We start from the raw sequence: 13,969 nt of genomic DNA on the forward strand, positions 1-13,969 counted from the left end.
GAACGGCGCGGGCCTCATAGCTGGCCCCGAACATTTGCCGGCGTCCAGCCGCGAGCGGCAGGAGATTCCCGACATAATGCGAACCGTTGCGGGCCGTCAGATGCAGCGAGATGCTCGCGCTCGTCATCGACCGGTCGCCGAGAGCCGTGCCCGCCAGTGCCTGCCGCAGCATCCGATCGGCATTCAGGTCCGACGTCACGAGCCGGCCATGGACCGAACGAAGGACGTCGGCCTCGTCCAAAATCTCTCGCGCGCTTGCATTGGCGTGCGTGATGTGACCGTCGGTATCGAGCAGCAGAACGGCGGTGCGCAGAGCGTCGAGCGTGCGGACCGACGTCGTCTCCAATGCATTCTGCTGCTGCAGCTTCTGTCTGACGAGCATGGCCCGTTGCATGTGCGGCGTCAGGTGAGAGATGGTCTGATACATCCTGYGATCGACCGGACCGCCGCCCTTCATGATCGAGAGACGGGATATTCCCCCTGCAGACTTGCCGATCAGGATGTTGGCGGCGTCCTCGAGACCCTGCGGCCGCGCCCATTCGTTGTAGAATGTGGTCGTCCGGAATTCGTCGACGCCGATCCAGTCCCTGATCGTCTGGATTTGACCGACCGCGGCGTGGAGCACGTTGCGCGACGGATCGAATGGCTCGTAGGTTTCGATGTAGGACTGAACATAGGCGGGTTCGACACCGACGGCATGCGAGATCACGGCCTCGCCCGCTGCCCCGATCCAGACCAGACCACCGCTCTGGCCGCCCGCGATGTCGACGATGCTGCCAAGTGTCGCCGTCCATCGGGAATCGTCGAGCGCTGCATCGTAGATGTCCGTCACCAGCGAGAGCAGCTTTTCATTCAGTTCCATAGGCGTGTCCATGAACGGATGGATGGGCTCGTTCAGCCTCACAGATGAGCACGCCGGATGTGGAAATTTGATGAGCCGGATCACACTTGAAGACGCTCTCGCAGCCCTGGCGGGCGCTGAGCGAGATGCCGGGAGGAACGCGCCGGACGGAAGTGGCGCGGGAACAGTCAGGCCGAAGGCCAGTGCATCGTTCCGGCGCAGGCGAACAGCAGCGCGCCCATGGCCGCGGCGGTGATCGTGTTCTGCAACGGCAATTTTGCGATCATGCGCAGGTCAGCCGCGCACGATGTTGGTCCCGCTATCCGGCGAAGATGCGGCCGGACACGCGAAAAGCCCGATCGACCGGATCGGGCGTTTCATCTTTGACCGGCTTGATCAGGCGAGCTGATCGATCCGCGTGCCCTGACCCGGCGGCAGCGGCGCGGGCGGCGGCAGCTTGTACGTCGGGTCGTTGTCCTTGGTCTTCTGGTCGTCCTGCTGCTTGGTCGCGTCGTAGCTCGGCACCACGATCGCGATCGGCGGCGGCGCAACGGTAGAGACGCTCATCCACAAATCCTCACACATGGAAACAATCGACCTTGCGCTGCGAGGAGCGAAGCTTCCGTCAAGCCAATCGTTAAAATGCGAGGGAGTTGGTGCGGTGGGATGTGCCTTTTGTGCCTCCTTGCGCTGTACGAGGGAGCGGACGAACCTCTCCTCGTCATTGCGAGCGCAGCGAAGCAATCCAGGACTGTCACCGCGGAGGGATTCTGGATTGCTTCGCTGCGCTCGCAATGACGGAGCGTGTGGAAAGAGCGAGTGCCGTCTACTCGTCCTTGCCGCGCGTGATCGCGATGGACGCATCCGTCTTGGTACGCGTGCATTCCATGTTGAGCCGGCGGTAGCGCATGACGACCTTGTCGCCGCGCAACAGTCCCATCCGCTTCAGGCAGCGTGTCGCGCCCGTCGTGGTGTCGTCCTTCGTGACGGTGAAGACGATCGCCGCCATCGACCCCACCAGTGAAAAGAACTCCGCTGTCGGCTTGCGATCGCCCTTGGCATAGAGCTCGATGGAATATCTGTCGCCGCGGCAACCCACGGACAGCTCCTTGGCCGCGGGGTGCGAGAGGTAGACGATGTTGGCGGCCCGGAAATTCACCTTGAGGCGCTCGACCTGGTTCGCCAGCTCCTTGGCGCTGTCATCGCAGCGATCCGCGCGGGCAGGCGAGGCGAGGGTCACAAGGCCGGTGATGGCGGCGGCGACCAGGATCGCGCCGCGGACGTTCAGTTTGAAAATCATGATGAAAAGCCCCTTAGGCCGCGCATTCAACCTTCGTCGCGCGCCGAGCGCAAGGGGTGCACCCAGAGCCTGCCGGGGACGGTCATCGCCACCTTGCGTCCGGCCGGCGGCAACCAAAAAGGGCCGTCGTGACGCCGAATCGGGATGCCTCGGCCGCGCCAGAACGCCTTCCATTCGCGGCAAAAAAGCTTAGAACGCTTCTACGCTTAGAGGCCCGCAAGGGCTCCAAAACCCCGAGATTTGCCCATGAACGCTCCCACTGCCTTCCCCGACCCCGCAAAACCCGTTCCGCCCTACAAGCACACCCCGCTGTTCCCGCTGGGCAAGGACGAGACGCCCTACAAGAAGATCACGGCCGAGGGTATCAGGGTCGAGAAGGTCCTGGGGAAGGACATGCTGGTGGTGTCGCGCGAGGCGCTGCGGGCGCTGTCGGAGGCGGCCTTTGGCGACATCAATCATTATCTGCGCCCCGGCCATCTGAAGCAGCTCCGCGCGATCCTGGAGGACGGCGAGGCGAGCCCCAACGACAAGTTCGTCGCGCTCGACTTCCTGAAGAACGCCAACATCGCGGCCGGCGGCGTGCTGCCGATGTGCCAGGACACCGGTACCGCGATCATCATGGGCAAGAAGGGCTGCAACGTCATCACCGATGGTGACGACGAGGCGGCGCTGTCGGAAGGCGCGCGCGACGCTTACCTGCGCCGCAATCTGCGCTACTCGCAGGTCGCGCCCTTGTCGATGTACGAGGAGAAGAACACCGCCAACAACATGCCGGCGCAGTGCGAGATCTACGCCGAGGGCGACGACGCCTACAAGTTCATGTTCATGGCGAAGGGCGGCGGCTCCGCCAATAAAAGCTTCCTGTTCCAGGCCACGCCCTCGGTGTTGACCAAGGACCGGCTGCTCGCCTTCCTGAAGGAGAAGATCCTGACGCTGGGCACCGCCGCGTGCCCGCCCTATCACCTCGCCATCGTGATCGGCGGCACCTCGGCCGAGCTGTGCATGAAGACGGTGAAGCTCGCCTCCGCCCGCTATCTCGACGCGCTACCGACCCACGGCTCGCCCGACGGCAACGCCTTCCGCGACGTCGAGATGGAGCAGGAAATCCACAAGATGACGCAGTCGCTCGGCGTCGGCGCGCAGTTCGGTGGCAAGTATTTCTGCCACGACGTGCGCGTGATCCGCATGCCGCGCCACGGCGCCTCGCTGCCGATCGGGCTCGGAGTGTCGTGCTCGGCCGACCGGCAAGTGCTCGGCAAGATCACCAGGGATGGCGTCTATCTCGAGGAGCTCGAGCACAATCCGGCGCAATATCTGCCGCAGGTCGAGCAGTCGCTCGGCGGCGAGGTCGTCAAGATCGACCTCAACCAGCCGATGAAGGACATCCTGGCGACGTTCTCGAAGTACCCGACCAAGACGCGGGTCTCGATGACCGGCACCATGATCGTCGCGCGCGATAGCGCGCACGCCAAGCTGCGCGAGCGCCTCGAGAGGGGCGAGCCGCTGCCGGACTATTTCAAGAACCATCCGGTCTATTACGCCGGTCCCGCCAAGACGCCCGAGGGCTACGCCTCCGGCGCGTTCGGCCCGACCACCGCAGGCCGCATGGATTCCTTCGTCGACCAGTTCCAGGCGGCAGGCGGTTCGATGGTGATGGTGGCCAAGGGCAACCGCGCGCCTGCCGTGCGCGAGGCCTGCAAGAAGTACGGCGGCTTCTATCTCGGCTCGATCGGCGGTGCGGCCGCGAACCTCGCCGAGCACTGCATCAAGAAGGTCGAGGTGCTCGAATATCCCGAGCTCGGCATGGAAGCGATCTGGCGCATCGAAGTCGTCGACTTCCCGGCGTTCATCATCATCGATGACAAGGGGAACGACTTCTTCAAGGAATTGAATCTGGGCTAGCGCTCCGCGCAGTTGAACGGCGGTCCGCCGCTGATGGTGCGCTTTAGCGCGGCACCACATACTGCGTCGGCGCGCCGTTTTCGGGCCCATCGAACATCACGAGCACGCGCCATGGCTCGCCGCTGATGTCGCTGAGCACCAGCAGGGTCTCTGCCTTGGCGGTGCTGTCGGCGACGCTGAGCGTGTGGCTCGGTCCAAGCTTGCCGCTGCTGGTATCGTAGAAGACGACGGCGGGCGAGATCTGCTGTTCGTTGACCGGCCCGGTCAAGAGCAGCAAGCCGCCTGACACGGCGGCGATGTCCCTGATACCGGTCGTTGTGCCAAGCGCCAGCGGAGGGTCGATGAGCTTGGCCTTGAGCGGCATGTTCTCGGTGAAGACGGCCTTTGCGTCGACCGTGAGAATATAAGCATTGCCGTCTTTGGAGGGACCACGGAAACCAAGATACATCAGGTCCGCTTTGACCGCGATGCCCTCAATGTTGGCGCCGTTGTCGCCGAGGGGCTTGTCGTAATCCACGGGCAGTGCGTCCTTGATTGCACCGCGCAGGCGCGTCACGGATGCTTCGACGCCGATCACCTCGTCCGCGGAGATCGGGAAGGGCGGCTCTCCAGTGACCTTGTCGACGGGAAAGCGAAAGAGGTGATAGCTCGTCGGATTGCTAACGTCGGGATGATGACGTTTACGGCCGTGCGATCCGACCACGTAGAAATAACCGTCATCGTAAGCGGCGCCCTCGGCATCCGGATCGCCGCTGGCCTGATCGCTCAGCAGGCGGATCACCTTGCCGGGTTTGATCGTCGTGCCTTCGATCGCGAAGAACTGCGCGTATTTCTTCTCGTCGTTGACGACGAGGCAGGATTTGAGGGGCGGGGATGTGGTCGCGCACGCCGCTCCGCTGATGTTGGTGCGGGCATCCGCGTTCTTCTTGAACGGCTCGCTCAGTTGCCACGCCGGCGACCGCGGCTCGAGCACATCGGCACTCGCCGGCGCTGCTCCGGCAAGTGCGGAGATGGCGGAGGCCACGAATAGGTGGATGCGATTGCGAGCGGGGAGGGAGACCATGCAAATTCCCCTTCTGCTGAAAGTGTGTTGAGATCAATAAAAATCTTTAGTTGTATACTTCATCCTGCTCGCGAAGCCGGCTATGGTCAACGACCTGAGCGCCTTGGCCCCGTGGCCAATGACCGCAGACTGACCGCAGCCCCTCAGCTGCAATTGGTAACCTGGTTCGAGCACAGCGAGCGCCACCAGCCGCGGACGCCGTCCTGGCTCTCGACGAGGCCCCAGAGGCCGGTACACGCAAAAATGCGCTTCGGGCCGCCGTCGGTGTCGATTTCGCCGCCGAGCTCGCGCTGGGCGGGCATCCATTTCGCATCGACGAAGGGCGCCTGAAACAGGCCGCCCATGCGCGTAGCGCCGTTGGCATAGGACGCGCCGACCTTGTTGGACGCGACCCAGCCGCGCCCCGCATAGGGTTTTGGCGCGCTGCGCGGATATCTCTTCTCGTCCTCGTAGTCCTTGCCTGGCGGCTTGGCGCCTTCGATCAGAAACCAGCCGTCCTTGACGCCGATGATGCGGAATTCGGTGAGCCATCCGCCCTCGGGCGTGTTCTCGGCGCCGCCAAGCTTCAGCCGATAGGGCGGCGGCAGCGTGCCGAGCACGCGCGCTTTCACCGAGGGCTCGGCGCGAACGTTGAGGCCATCAGGATCCTTGTCGATGGACCAGGCGCCGAGACCGCAGGGCTCGGTGCCGTCGGGCAGCGTTGCGCGCCTGGCGGCGAGATCGGCGTGGAGCTTTGCGAAATCGGTATCGTCGTTGTCAGGATCCGGCCCGCTGCGCGGCTTCAATTCGGCAGAGACTGCGCGCGTCGCATCCGGCGTCAGCGTGACGACAAGGGCCTGGCGCGCAGCGAACACGCTTGCCGGTGTCTTCGGATCGTTCGACGAGGCCGGATAGACGGCGAGGGTGCCGGTCGATCCTTCGGTCCGGTAGGCCGTGCCGGCGACATAGCCCGCCGGCACCATGGCGAGCGCGCTTGCGCGCCACGCCGGTTCGGTGTCGTCCGCGCGCGCCGCTTGCGTCGCGACACACAGGATCGTTGCCGCGATGAGACGGAGCACGCGCACGGTTCGCAACGTGCTTATGCGCGCTCGCCCGTGAACGGAAAACTGCCCATCGGGCCGATGCCCATCTCGCCGCTCATGCTGTCGCCGGACACCGTTCCGATGAACTCGAGCGTCAAAGGCATCGGATTGGTGATAGAGACTTTCCAGTTGACGGCGTCGCCGCTGATGGCGCCGTCGAAGATCTCGGCCGAATTGCCGTCGGCGCCCTGCGTCCCGGTCAGTGTGCCGCCGGAGCTCAGCAAGGTCAGCGTGGCCTTGCGCTCGCCCATGGGCGTCGTCATGGTCAGAGTCCAGTTGCCGTCCACGGCCATTCGTGTCTCCCAACTTTTTCCCGGCACCTCGCGACAATCCGCAAGGTGAGCCAGGGACGCCTATAGCCTAACTCGCGTGACGTGCCTAACGCTCTCTTTGACGCGCCCTTAAGCGCGGGCTGCGCGAATACGGCTGCCGATGAGCAGGCGGAAGGCCACGTACTGGATCGCGAACGCAACGATCTTCGCGCCGATCAGGACCACCGAAATATAGAAGGCCCACAGCTTCATGTCGCCGGTCATGGCAACCGCAACGGTCCCCGCGGCGAGCGCAAACATCAGCGCGGCCCAAGCGTAGCCCGCGAAGGTAACGTATTCCGGAATGGTCTCGGTCACGATCGCCGGCAGATAACGCAGCATCCAGCCGCGCTTGAGCATGATGATGCCGATCGCGACATGCCCGATCGCGGGCTTCGCCAGCACGAAGCGTGGGTCGTGGGTGAGCAGCGTTGCGCCGCCGARCACGATGACTAGGCCGAGGCTCGCCCAGGTCATGTAGCCCAGCGTCTGGCCCTTGATCCGCGACCAGACCACCTGGCCGATGGCGCCAAGGATCGCGACTGCGGTCGCGAGGATGACGTTGTCGGTCGCGAGATAGATTGCCAGGAAGACGATGGTGGAGAGGAAATCAGAGACGAGCCGGCGGAATACGTCTTTCATCGTCTGTCCTGTCTTCAATGGGTGTGGGGCAGCGCGGCGGCGGGCGCAGCATATTTGATCTGACGATACTCGGGATACCACTTTGTGAAATAGATCGCGCTGTTGCGGGCGGCGAAGGCGACCGCGAGGCCCGACCAGAGCGGCAGGCCGGGGACGTAGAGCAGCGCGATGTTGGCGGCCATCATCAACAGCGCTGCGGCGGTCCAGGCGCCGGTGATGACGTAGTTGGCGGTGAGGAAGCCGGGCATCGCCGCCGTCTCGGCCGGGACCGTTTCAACCGCATATTGCAGAGTGAACGGGTGGCGGACCAGCATCGAGCCGAGCGAGATGACGAAGATGCCGATGTCGACCGACAGCTTGACGCCCAGCGTGCCGAGCTTCGGGTCGATCAGCGCGAGGTAGAGACCGATTGCGGCGAATACGATCGCCGAGCCCATCGCCAGGATCTTCACGGAGCGGCCGCGCACGACATCGACCGTGATGGTGGCGAGGCAGATTGCAGACGCGGCGAACACGCTGATCGTGGTCGACGTCACCAGCATCAGGAAAGTGTAGGCGCCGTAGGGCGCGAGGATCAGGAAAATCGCCATGAGCCGCCTCGGTCTCGCTAATCTTTACGATGTAAAGATGAATAAATCAGGAGCGGTGCCGGGTCAAGCGAAATCTTTACAGTGTCAAAATAACGTAGGTGACTTCCAAAAAGTGAAGGGCAGCAATGGCTTGGTCGGACGCCTCGTCGGCGAATTCCGCCCAGGGCAGGCGTGACAGGATCGGCAGCGCGGCGGCGAGGAGGAGGCCGACCGAGAGCAAGATACCGCCGTTGAAGATGACATGGCCGCTCCGTCGCAGCCGGATCATCCGGAGTGCGAGCGCAGCGGAGGCCAGGGCGAGGACGGCAAGGCAATCTGCGGTGATCGAGGGCATGTGCATGCGAGGCCTCTTTGGTGACATCCGCGATGTCATTCCGGGGCTCGCGACGTCGTCGCGCCCCGGAATGACAAGAGTTACTGCGCGCCCACCCAATTGCCGTGAAAGCCGTCGGGGACGCGGTGGCCGAGCTGCACCAGCGCGACGGGGCCGGCTTCGACATCGGTGGCGTTGAACACCGCGAGGTCGCTGCGGTTCTCCCGCGCGCGCCAGACCACCGCCAGCAGCCAGCCGTCGCCTTCCGTGGCATCCGTCGCGCGCTCGACGAACACCGGCTCGGAGATGGTATCGCCGGCCGGCAGCAGATAATGACCGAGCCGTCTGCCGTTGCCGTCGACATGGACGACGCCCGACAGCGCGCCGAACATCGGCAGCCGCGGATTGGCGCAGGCGTACCAGCCGTGACGGCTTTTCAATCCGGCGCGGCGGTCGTCGATGCGGGGGAATTCGCCGGTGAGATCGTCGAGGTAGGTCTGCTGGAAGCGGTCGGTCGTCCCTGAGAGATCGAATGTCCAGCGGCAATGGCGGGCGCGTGATTTCTCCGGATCCGTCGGCCGGCCATCGGGATGCGGAAACAGCGGCGCTTCCTCGAACTGCATGACGTCGGCGATGATGCGGTTGCCGTCCTCCCACGCATTCATGATGTGGAAGACGTAGCAGGCTTCACCGCGGAACCAGACGATGTCCTTCGCCGTGCCGTTGCGCTTCATCACGCCGACATAGGCGCCCTTGTCCGGCTCCCAGGCATAAGGCGGCCGTCCGCTCATCGCGCGCTCCATGCTGCCGGTGATCGGGAGGATCGGAAACAGTGCGTGGTTCTCGGTGACGATGAAGTCGTGCACCATGCTGGCGTAGGGCGCCTCGAAACGTTCGAAGCGCGTGGCCTTGCCGGAGGCGTCGATCGATCCGTAGGAGAGGGCAGGGGTCAGCGGACCCGCGGCGTTGTAGCCGAAGAACACGAGCTCGCCGGTGACCGGGTCGACCTTCGGATGCGCCGTGAAGCTGCCGGCGACGCGACCCTGATAATTGTGATAGCCGCACGTCGCCAGCGTGCCCGGCTCGATCTCGGTCGGCAGATGCGCTTCTTCCAGCGCGAGCAGCTTGCCGGCATGAAAGATGATGTTGGTGTTGGCGACGCCGCCATCGGTGAGGTCTTGCGGGGCATCCGGCAGCTTGCGGCCGAAGCCGCCGAACAGCGCGCGGCCTGCATCGTGCTCGGCCAGCCATTTCGGCGTGCGGACCCAGCGGTTGCGATAGCTGGCGCGGCCGTTCTCGAGGTGGAAGGCGTGCAGCATGCCGTCGCCGACGAACCAGTGCGCACCAGGCGCATCGAACTGCGGATTGGGACCGTTGCGATAGAGCACGCCATTCAGATCGCGCGGCAATTCCCCGACGATTTTGAGGAATGGCGCATCGGCTTCGAATGGAATCGGACCGAGGTTGTGGCGGCGCTCGGTGACGGCGTCGTGCTGCACGGCGTATCCCTCCCTATCTTTACATCGTAAAGATCGAATAATGCCGATCGCCGCATTCGTCAAGTGAAATCTTTACACTGTCAATATTGCGTCATATAGCTTGCAAATGGCCAAAAGCGACACCAAAAGCGAAACAGCGCGCAAGCCGCGTACCCCGCGCAAGACATCGTCGGCCGCGAGCGCGCAGGCGCGTTCCGCACGCCGTCCGGCAGTAGCGAAGACGGAGACGCCGTATCATCACGGCGCCCTGCGCGAAGCGCTGCTCCAGGCCGCCGAACGGGTGCTGGAGCGCGACGGGCTCTCCGGCCTGACCTTGCGGGCGGTGGCGCGGGAGGCGGGCGTCTCGCATGCCGCGCCGACCCATCATTTCGGCGATCTCACCGGCCTGCTCAGCGAGCTCGCGGCCGTCGGCTTCCGCCAGTTCAACGCGGCGATGGCCTCGTCCTGCGACGCCGCCACCACGCCGCTGGAGCGCGCGCTGGCGCGGCCGAAGGCCTATGTCGCCTATGCGCAGGCCCATCCGGGCATGTACGGCATCATGTTCCGCACCGAACGGCTGGACTATTCCAGGCCCTCGCTGCACGAGGCGGCCGAGGCCTCCTTCGCCGGCCTTGCCAATGCCATCGGCATGATGCGGCAGGAGCAGATCAGCGGCGACGCACTGACGCTGAACCAGGGCGCCGCGATCGCGCGCGCCTGGTCGATGGTGCACGGCTTCACCATGCTGCTGCTCGACGGCCGTCTCGAGGACATTTTGGGGCGTCTGCCCGAGGGGACGACGACCGAACAGTTGCTCGAGGCGATGCTGACGGCGCCCATCACGGCGAAGCTGCCGGCATAGCGCCTTCGGGCGGGCGCTGCCCTAGCGTATCGTCGCGAGTTCGACCGCGCGTCCACGCGTGCCGACAATCTTCACCTCGTCCTTGCCGCAGGTGAAGCTGCGGGCGAAATCGTCGGCCGCCTTGCGCGCGAGCTCATTGGCGGTGGGGTTGGCGATGGCATCGACATAGGCGACGTGGCAGACCGGCCCCGGCGGCAGCCGCGTCACGACGAGCATGGCCTTGGTGTTCGGCCGTCCCTGCTTGTCGGGATCGGTGCTATCGGCGATGTGCCAGCGCTGGATCATGGCAAACGACTTCGTGCCCGCGCTGCGCCATTCGACGGTGGCCTCCGATGAATTGAATGGCGCGAACCAGACCTTTGCTGCCGGTTCCTCCGCTGCGGCCTTGCGGTTGCGGCCGACCGAGACGATTTCGCGCAGATCATTCTCGGCGATCAGCACGATCAGGCCGTCTTTTCCCGGGCAGACCCGCGTGGTGCTGCCGTCGAGCTCGCTGGGCTTGCCGATCTGGCGGCAGTCTTTTGGCGCTGTGGAGGAATAGGTGCTGCCCATGGATTGGGCGGCGACGTGACCCGCGCTCAGGCAAGTCAGCAGCACGGTCAGACAAAGGAACGCGATACGCCTCATGACGACGCCTTGATACAGAGGGAACTCACTCCATCAGACGTCTTCATTGTGGGCAAGGTTCAAACAGAGGCGGGATGTACCTGACAGCGGCGCGGAATCGTTCTAGAAGGGCGCCTTCCGCTGCGCTTACCGCGCTTCGTCCGCGACATCTCATTCGATCATGCCAGCCATCGCTTCCAGCAAATCCTATCGCGTCGGCCGTTCCAAGACCGGACTTGGCCTCTTCGCCACCATGCCGATCAAGAAGGGGACCCGGATCATCCGTTATTTCGGACCGATCCTGGACTCCAGAGTTCCCGCGCATGACGAGATCGAGAACAAATACCTATTCGAGCTCAACAACCGCTGGACCATCGACGGGTCGGTGCGCAAGAACCTCGCCCGCTACATCAACCATTCCTGCCGCCCCAACGCCGAGTCCGACGTCCGGCCGCGCGAGCGCAAGGTCTTCATCCGCGCCATCAGGAACATCGAGCCGGGCGACGAAATCAACTACGATTACGGCACCGACTACTTCAAAGCCTATCTCAAGCCGATCGGCTGCAAATGCCCTTCCTGCGAGGCCAAGCGCAAGAAGCTGCGCGCCGAGGCCCGCGCCGAACGCACCAAGGTGAAGGCGCGCACGGAAGCCAAGGCCAAGAAGGCCGGCAAGAAGAAGCTCAACGGCCATGCCGTTGGCAAGAAGAACGGTCGCGCGCGGGCTTAGCCATTAGCCGCGGTGTCATGCCCCGCGAAAGCGGGGCATCCAGTACGCCGCAGCCCATCCGCATCCGTCTACTGTCTCGGAATACTGGGTCGCCCGGTCGAGCCGGGCGACGACAGCGAGTGACGTGGTCTCACGCCACCACCACGTTCCCGCTCTTCCGCAATCCCACATATTGCAGCTCGGCAAACACGCCGGTCGCAATCGCCTGCGCGACGACCATGAGCTCGCCGCTGATGTTCGGCGACACCGCGCCCGAGAACAGCAGCGCGATGCTGCCGACCGTCCAGGCCGCGTTGCCGACCACGACCAGCAGCACGAGCGGCCTCGCCACGGAGGCACGCGAGGTAAGCCAGCCGACCAGCGCGGTGTAGGCGATCAGGAACAGGCCGGTCTCGCGCAGCAGCGCTTCAGGCAGGTTGAACAGCGATGCGAACGCGCCGGCGCCGAAGGTGAAGCCGAGGGCGGCGCCGCCGCTGAAGATGGCGTCGGCGAGAAGCGCGCGGCGCAGGAAGGTGGATGCGTCGATCATCGTGGTCTCCATGGTTGGGTTGSGCTTGGGGTGAATTCAGTGCCGTCCGCGCCACCAGGCGCGGAGCAGGCGGGCGAGGCGGAACGGGCAGAGGCTCTTGCCGACGCCGTGCTCGAAGGCTGTGACCTGCGCGACGACATAGTGGCCGGTCGAATGCACCAGGGGCTCGGGCATGTTGAGGCTGCGTGCCAGCATGCGGGTCGCGAGCGTCACGGCCCAGGGAACAAGGTGGTCTGCGATGGTCCGGTAGAGCAGCAGCGCGATCATGGTCATCTCCTGTTGCGACCGAAGATGCGCCGTGGCGGGGACCAATTCGATTACCTCGCGGGTAAAGAATGCGCCCGTTCGCGACACCCCTAAGGTGTTCGATGCTGTTCGCGAGGTGCGCGCAGGCTGGTCATCGTGCGCAGTCCCGAGACCATCGCTCTACTAGAAAGATGGGCCGGTTATTTGAAGAAGCGTTTCGGCAGGCTCTACCGGCCAGACATCACGCGCCCTAACGGGCGTGGCAGTTGGTTGAGCGTGTGCCGCTTGCCAAGCGATGCTCTTGTTGCGCAGGAGCTGCAATCGAAAATTGGAAGGGCTGTAGACGCGTGGGTGACGGTGGGCGGGGCAACTATCTGCAGAATGATCGGTTAAGGAATGATCGCTCTCAGCCTCCTGCGATCGCGCGATGGACGAGCGCGATGACCTCGTCAGCATCCTGTTCGGTGCTGTCAAAGCGAGCCACAAACCGGATTACGTCCTGGCCCCGTCGCGCGAATTGCAGCCCGCTCGCTGCAAGACGGTTGATGGCCAAAGCGGGCAGGTTGATGAAAACAAGATTGGCTTCCACTGGCGCAATGAGCTGAACGTCGGGCAGCGCAGCGAGACCCGCTCCAAGACGCGCGGCCACGGCATTGGCCTTCGCCGCGAGCCGCAGATAAAGGCGATCCTCGACGTAGGCGAGCAGCTGTGCAGACGCAAAGCGCATCTTCGACGAGGTCTGGCCGGCGCGGCGAAGCCGATAGGACAGGGATTCGACGAGATCCTGGTCGAACACCACGATCGCATCCGCCGACATCGCCCCGTTCTTGGTCGCCCCGAAGGACAGGATGTCGACGCCAGCGCGCCATGTCATGTCGGCCGGGCTGCAACCGAGCCGCGCCAGCGCGTTGGCGAACCGGGCGCCATCCATGTGCAGCGACAGATTCCTGTCGTGGGCGATTGCTCCGATTTCGGCGATCTCGGCGAGGGGATAGATTGTTCCATATTCGCTGGCCTGAGTGATCGACACCGCATCGGGCTGGGAGCGATTGCGGACTCCCCAGGCCGCCTGGCCCAGCGCCTGGCGCAGGCTCGACGGCTCGATCCGAAAGTTTCGGCCGGACATGGCGACGAGCTTCGCGCCGCCTGTGAAGGCTTCGGTCGCGCCGCCTTCCGCGGTGTGGATATGCGCCTCTTCGTGACAATAGATGGCGCCGTAGGGCCGCGCGCAGCTCGCGAGTGACAAGGCGTTGGCCGCCGTACCGGTCGAGACCGGGAACACGGTGACCGCGGTCTCGAACAGCTCCGAGAAGCGCGCATTCAACAATCTCGAATAATCGTCGTCCCCATAGGCGGCGGCCGGGCCGCGATTGGCCTCGGCGATCGCTCGCAGAATCTCGGGGCAGACCGGCGCGACATTGTCGCTGCGGAAATTCGGGAGCGTCGGGGCTGCTTCGTTCATACCGTCCTGTCCTGC

At 64.3% G+C, this 13,969-nt stretch carries 17 protein-coding genes; 3 read left to right on the forward strand and 14 right to left on the reverse strand.

Annotation, left to right across the window (positions count from 1 at the left end):
- The 3 genes from AB4Z51_RS17765 to AB4Z51_RS17775 all read right to left on the reverse strand — a co-directional run.
- Positions 1–862 (reverse strand): helix-turn-helix transcriptional regulator (locus AB4Z51_RS17765; protein ID WP_441497700.1); only part of this gene is annotated, 862 nt, incomplete at its 3' end.
- 375 nt (positions 863–1,237) lie between these two features.
- Positions 1,238–1,408 (reverse strand): hypothetical protein, encoded by a 171-nt coding sequence (locus tag AB4Z51_RS17770; protein WP_441497701.1) that lies wholly within the window; start codon positions 1,406–1,408, stop codon positions 1,238–1,240.
- A 259-nt stretch (positions 1,409–1,667) separates the two neighbouring features.
- Positions 1,668–2,141: a hypothetical protein gene (locus tag AB4Z51_RS17775; protein WP_063982299.1), complete on the reverse strand. Its 474-nt coding sequence runs from the start codon at positions 2,139–2,141 to the stop codon at positions 1,668–1,670.
- A 246-nt stretch (positions 2,142–2,387) separates the two neighbouring features.
- Between AB4Z51_RS17775 and AB4Z51_RS17780 the strand changes: the two genes are divergently transcribed.
- A complete protein-coding gene (locus AB4Z51_RS17780; RefSeq protein WP_014494037.1) occupies positions 2,388–4,043 on the forward strand; it encodes a fumarate hydratase in 1,656 nt (551 codons plus the stop codon).
- Between the two features lie 43 nt (positions 4,044–4,086).
- On the opposite strand, the gene AB4Z51_RS17785 is transcribed toward AB4Z51_RS17780, so the two are convergent.
- The 7 genes from AB4Z51_RS17785 to AB4Z51_RS17815 form a co-directional block, all read right to left on the reverse strand.
- Positions 4,087–5,106 (reverse strand): DUF3616 domain-containing protein, encoded by a 1,020-nt coding sequence (locus tag AB4Z51_RS17785; RefSeq protein ID WP_063982300.1) that lies wholly within the window; start codon positions 5,104–5,106, stop codon positions 4,087–4,089.
- Positions 5,107–5,249: 143 nt separating this feature from the next.
- Positions 5,250–6,170, reverse strand: coding sequence for a hypothetical protein (locus tag AB4Z51_RS17790; protein ID WP_063986246.1), 921 nt, complete (start codon positions 6,168–6,170; stop codon positions 5,250–5,252).
- A gap of 14 nt (positions 6,171–6,184) precedes the next feature.
- Complete coding sequence (locus AB4Z51_RS17795; protein WP_063982301.1) at positions 6,185–6,481, reverse strand: hypothetical protein; 297 nt, start codon at positions 6,479–6,481, stop codon at positions 6,185–6,187.
- Positions 6,482–6,589: 108 nt separating this feature from the next.
- Positions 6,590–7,141: an inner membrane-spanning protein YciB gene (locus tag AB4Z51_RS17800; protein ID WP_441497702.1), complete on the reverse strand. Its 552-nt coding sequence runs from the start codon at positions 7,139–7,141 to the stop codon at positions 6,590–6,592.
- Positions 7,142–7,155: 14 nt separating this feature from the next.
- A complete protein-coding gene (locus tag AB4Z51_RS17805) occupies positions 7,156–7,731 on the reverse strand; it encodes a hypothetical protein (RefSeq protein ID WP_063982303.1) in 576 nt (191 codons plus the stop codon).
- 76 nt (positions 7,732–7,807) lie between these two features.
- Positions 7,808–8,071 (reverse strand): hypothetical protein, encoded by a 264-nt coding sequence (locus AB4Z51_RS17810; RefSeq protein WP_354114855.1) that lies wholly within the window; start codon positions 8,069–8,071, stop codon positions 7,808–7,810.
- A gap of 74 nt (positions 8,072–8,145) precedes the next feature.
- Positions 8,146–9,543: a carotenoid oxygenase family protein gene (locus tag AB4Z51_RS17815; protein ID WP_441497703.1), complete on the reverse strand. Its 1,398-nt coding sequence runs from the start codon at positions 9,541–9,543 to the stop codon at positions 8,146–8,148.
- Between the two features lie 106 nt (positions 9,544–9,649).
- On the opposite strand from AB4Z51_RS17815, the gene AB4Z51_RS17820 reads away from it, so the two are divergent.
- Positions 9,650–10,384: a TetR/AcrR family transcriptional regulator gene (locus AB4Z51_RS17820; RefSeq protein WP_247309258.1), complete on the forward strand. Its 735-nt coding sequence runs from the start codon at positions 9,650–9,652 to the stop codon at positions 10,382–10,384.
- Positions 10,385–10,405: 21 nt separating this feature from the next.
- Here AB4Z51_RS17820 and AB4Z51_RS17825 read toward each other — a convergent pair whose 3' ends face one another.
- Entirely contained in the window at positions 10,406–11,011 is a 606-nt protein-coding gene (locus AB4Z51_RS17825; protein WP_441497704.1) for a hypothetical protein, read from the reverse strand.
- A gap of 160 nt (positions 11,012–11,171) precedes the next feature.
- On the opposite strand from AB4Z51_RS17825, the gene AB4Z51_RS17830 reads away from it, so the two are divergent.
- Entirely contained in the window at positions 11,172–11,717 is a 546-nt protein-coding gene (locus tag AB4Z51_RS17830; RefSeq protein WP_441497705.1) for an SET domain-containing protein, read from the forward strand.
- Positions 11,718–11,847: 130 nt separating this feature from the next.
- Here AB4Z51_RS17830 and AB4Z51_RS17835 read toward each other — a convergent pair whose 3' ends face one another.
- From AB4Z51_RS17835 to AB4Z51_RS17845, 3 genes are all read right to left on the reverse strand, one after another.
- Positions 11,848–12,246, reverse strand: a complete 399-nt coding sequence (locus AB4Z51_RS17835; protein WP_441497706.1) for a hypothetical protein — start codon at positions 12,244–12,246, stop codon at positions 11,848–11,850.
- Positions 12,247–12,282: 36 nt separating this feature from the next.
- A complete protein-coding gene (locus AB4Z51_RS17840) occupies positions 12,283–12,513 on the reverse strand; it encodes a hypothetical protein (RefSeq protein WP_014494050.1) in 231 nt (76 codons plus the stop codon).
- Positions 12,514–12,898: 385 nt separating this feature from the next.
- Positions 12,899–13,954 (reverse strand): threonine aldolase family protein, encoded by a 1,056-nt coding sequence (locus AB4Z51_RS17845; RefSeq protein WP_441497707.1) that lies wholly within the window; start codon positions 13,952–13,954, stop codon positions 12,899–12,901.
- Positions 13,955–13,969: the final 15 nt, after the last annotated feature.

It is taken from the genome of Bradyrhizobium sp. 2TAF36, assembly GCF_052114925.1.
GTDB lineage: Bacteria > Pseudomonadota > Alphaproteobacteria > Rhizobiales > Xanthobacteraceae > Bradyrhizobium > Bradyrhizobium barranii.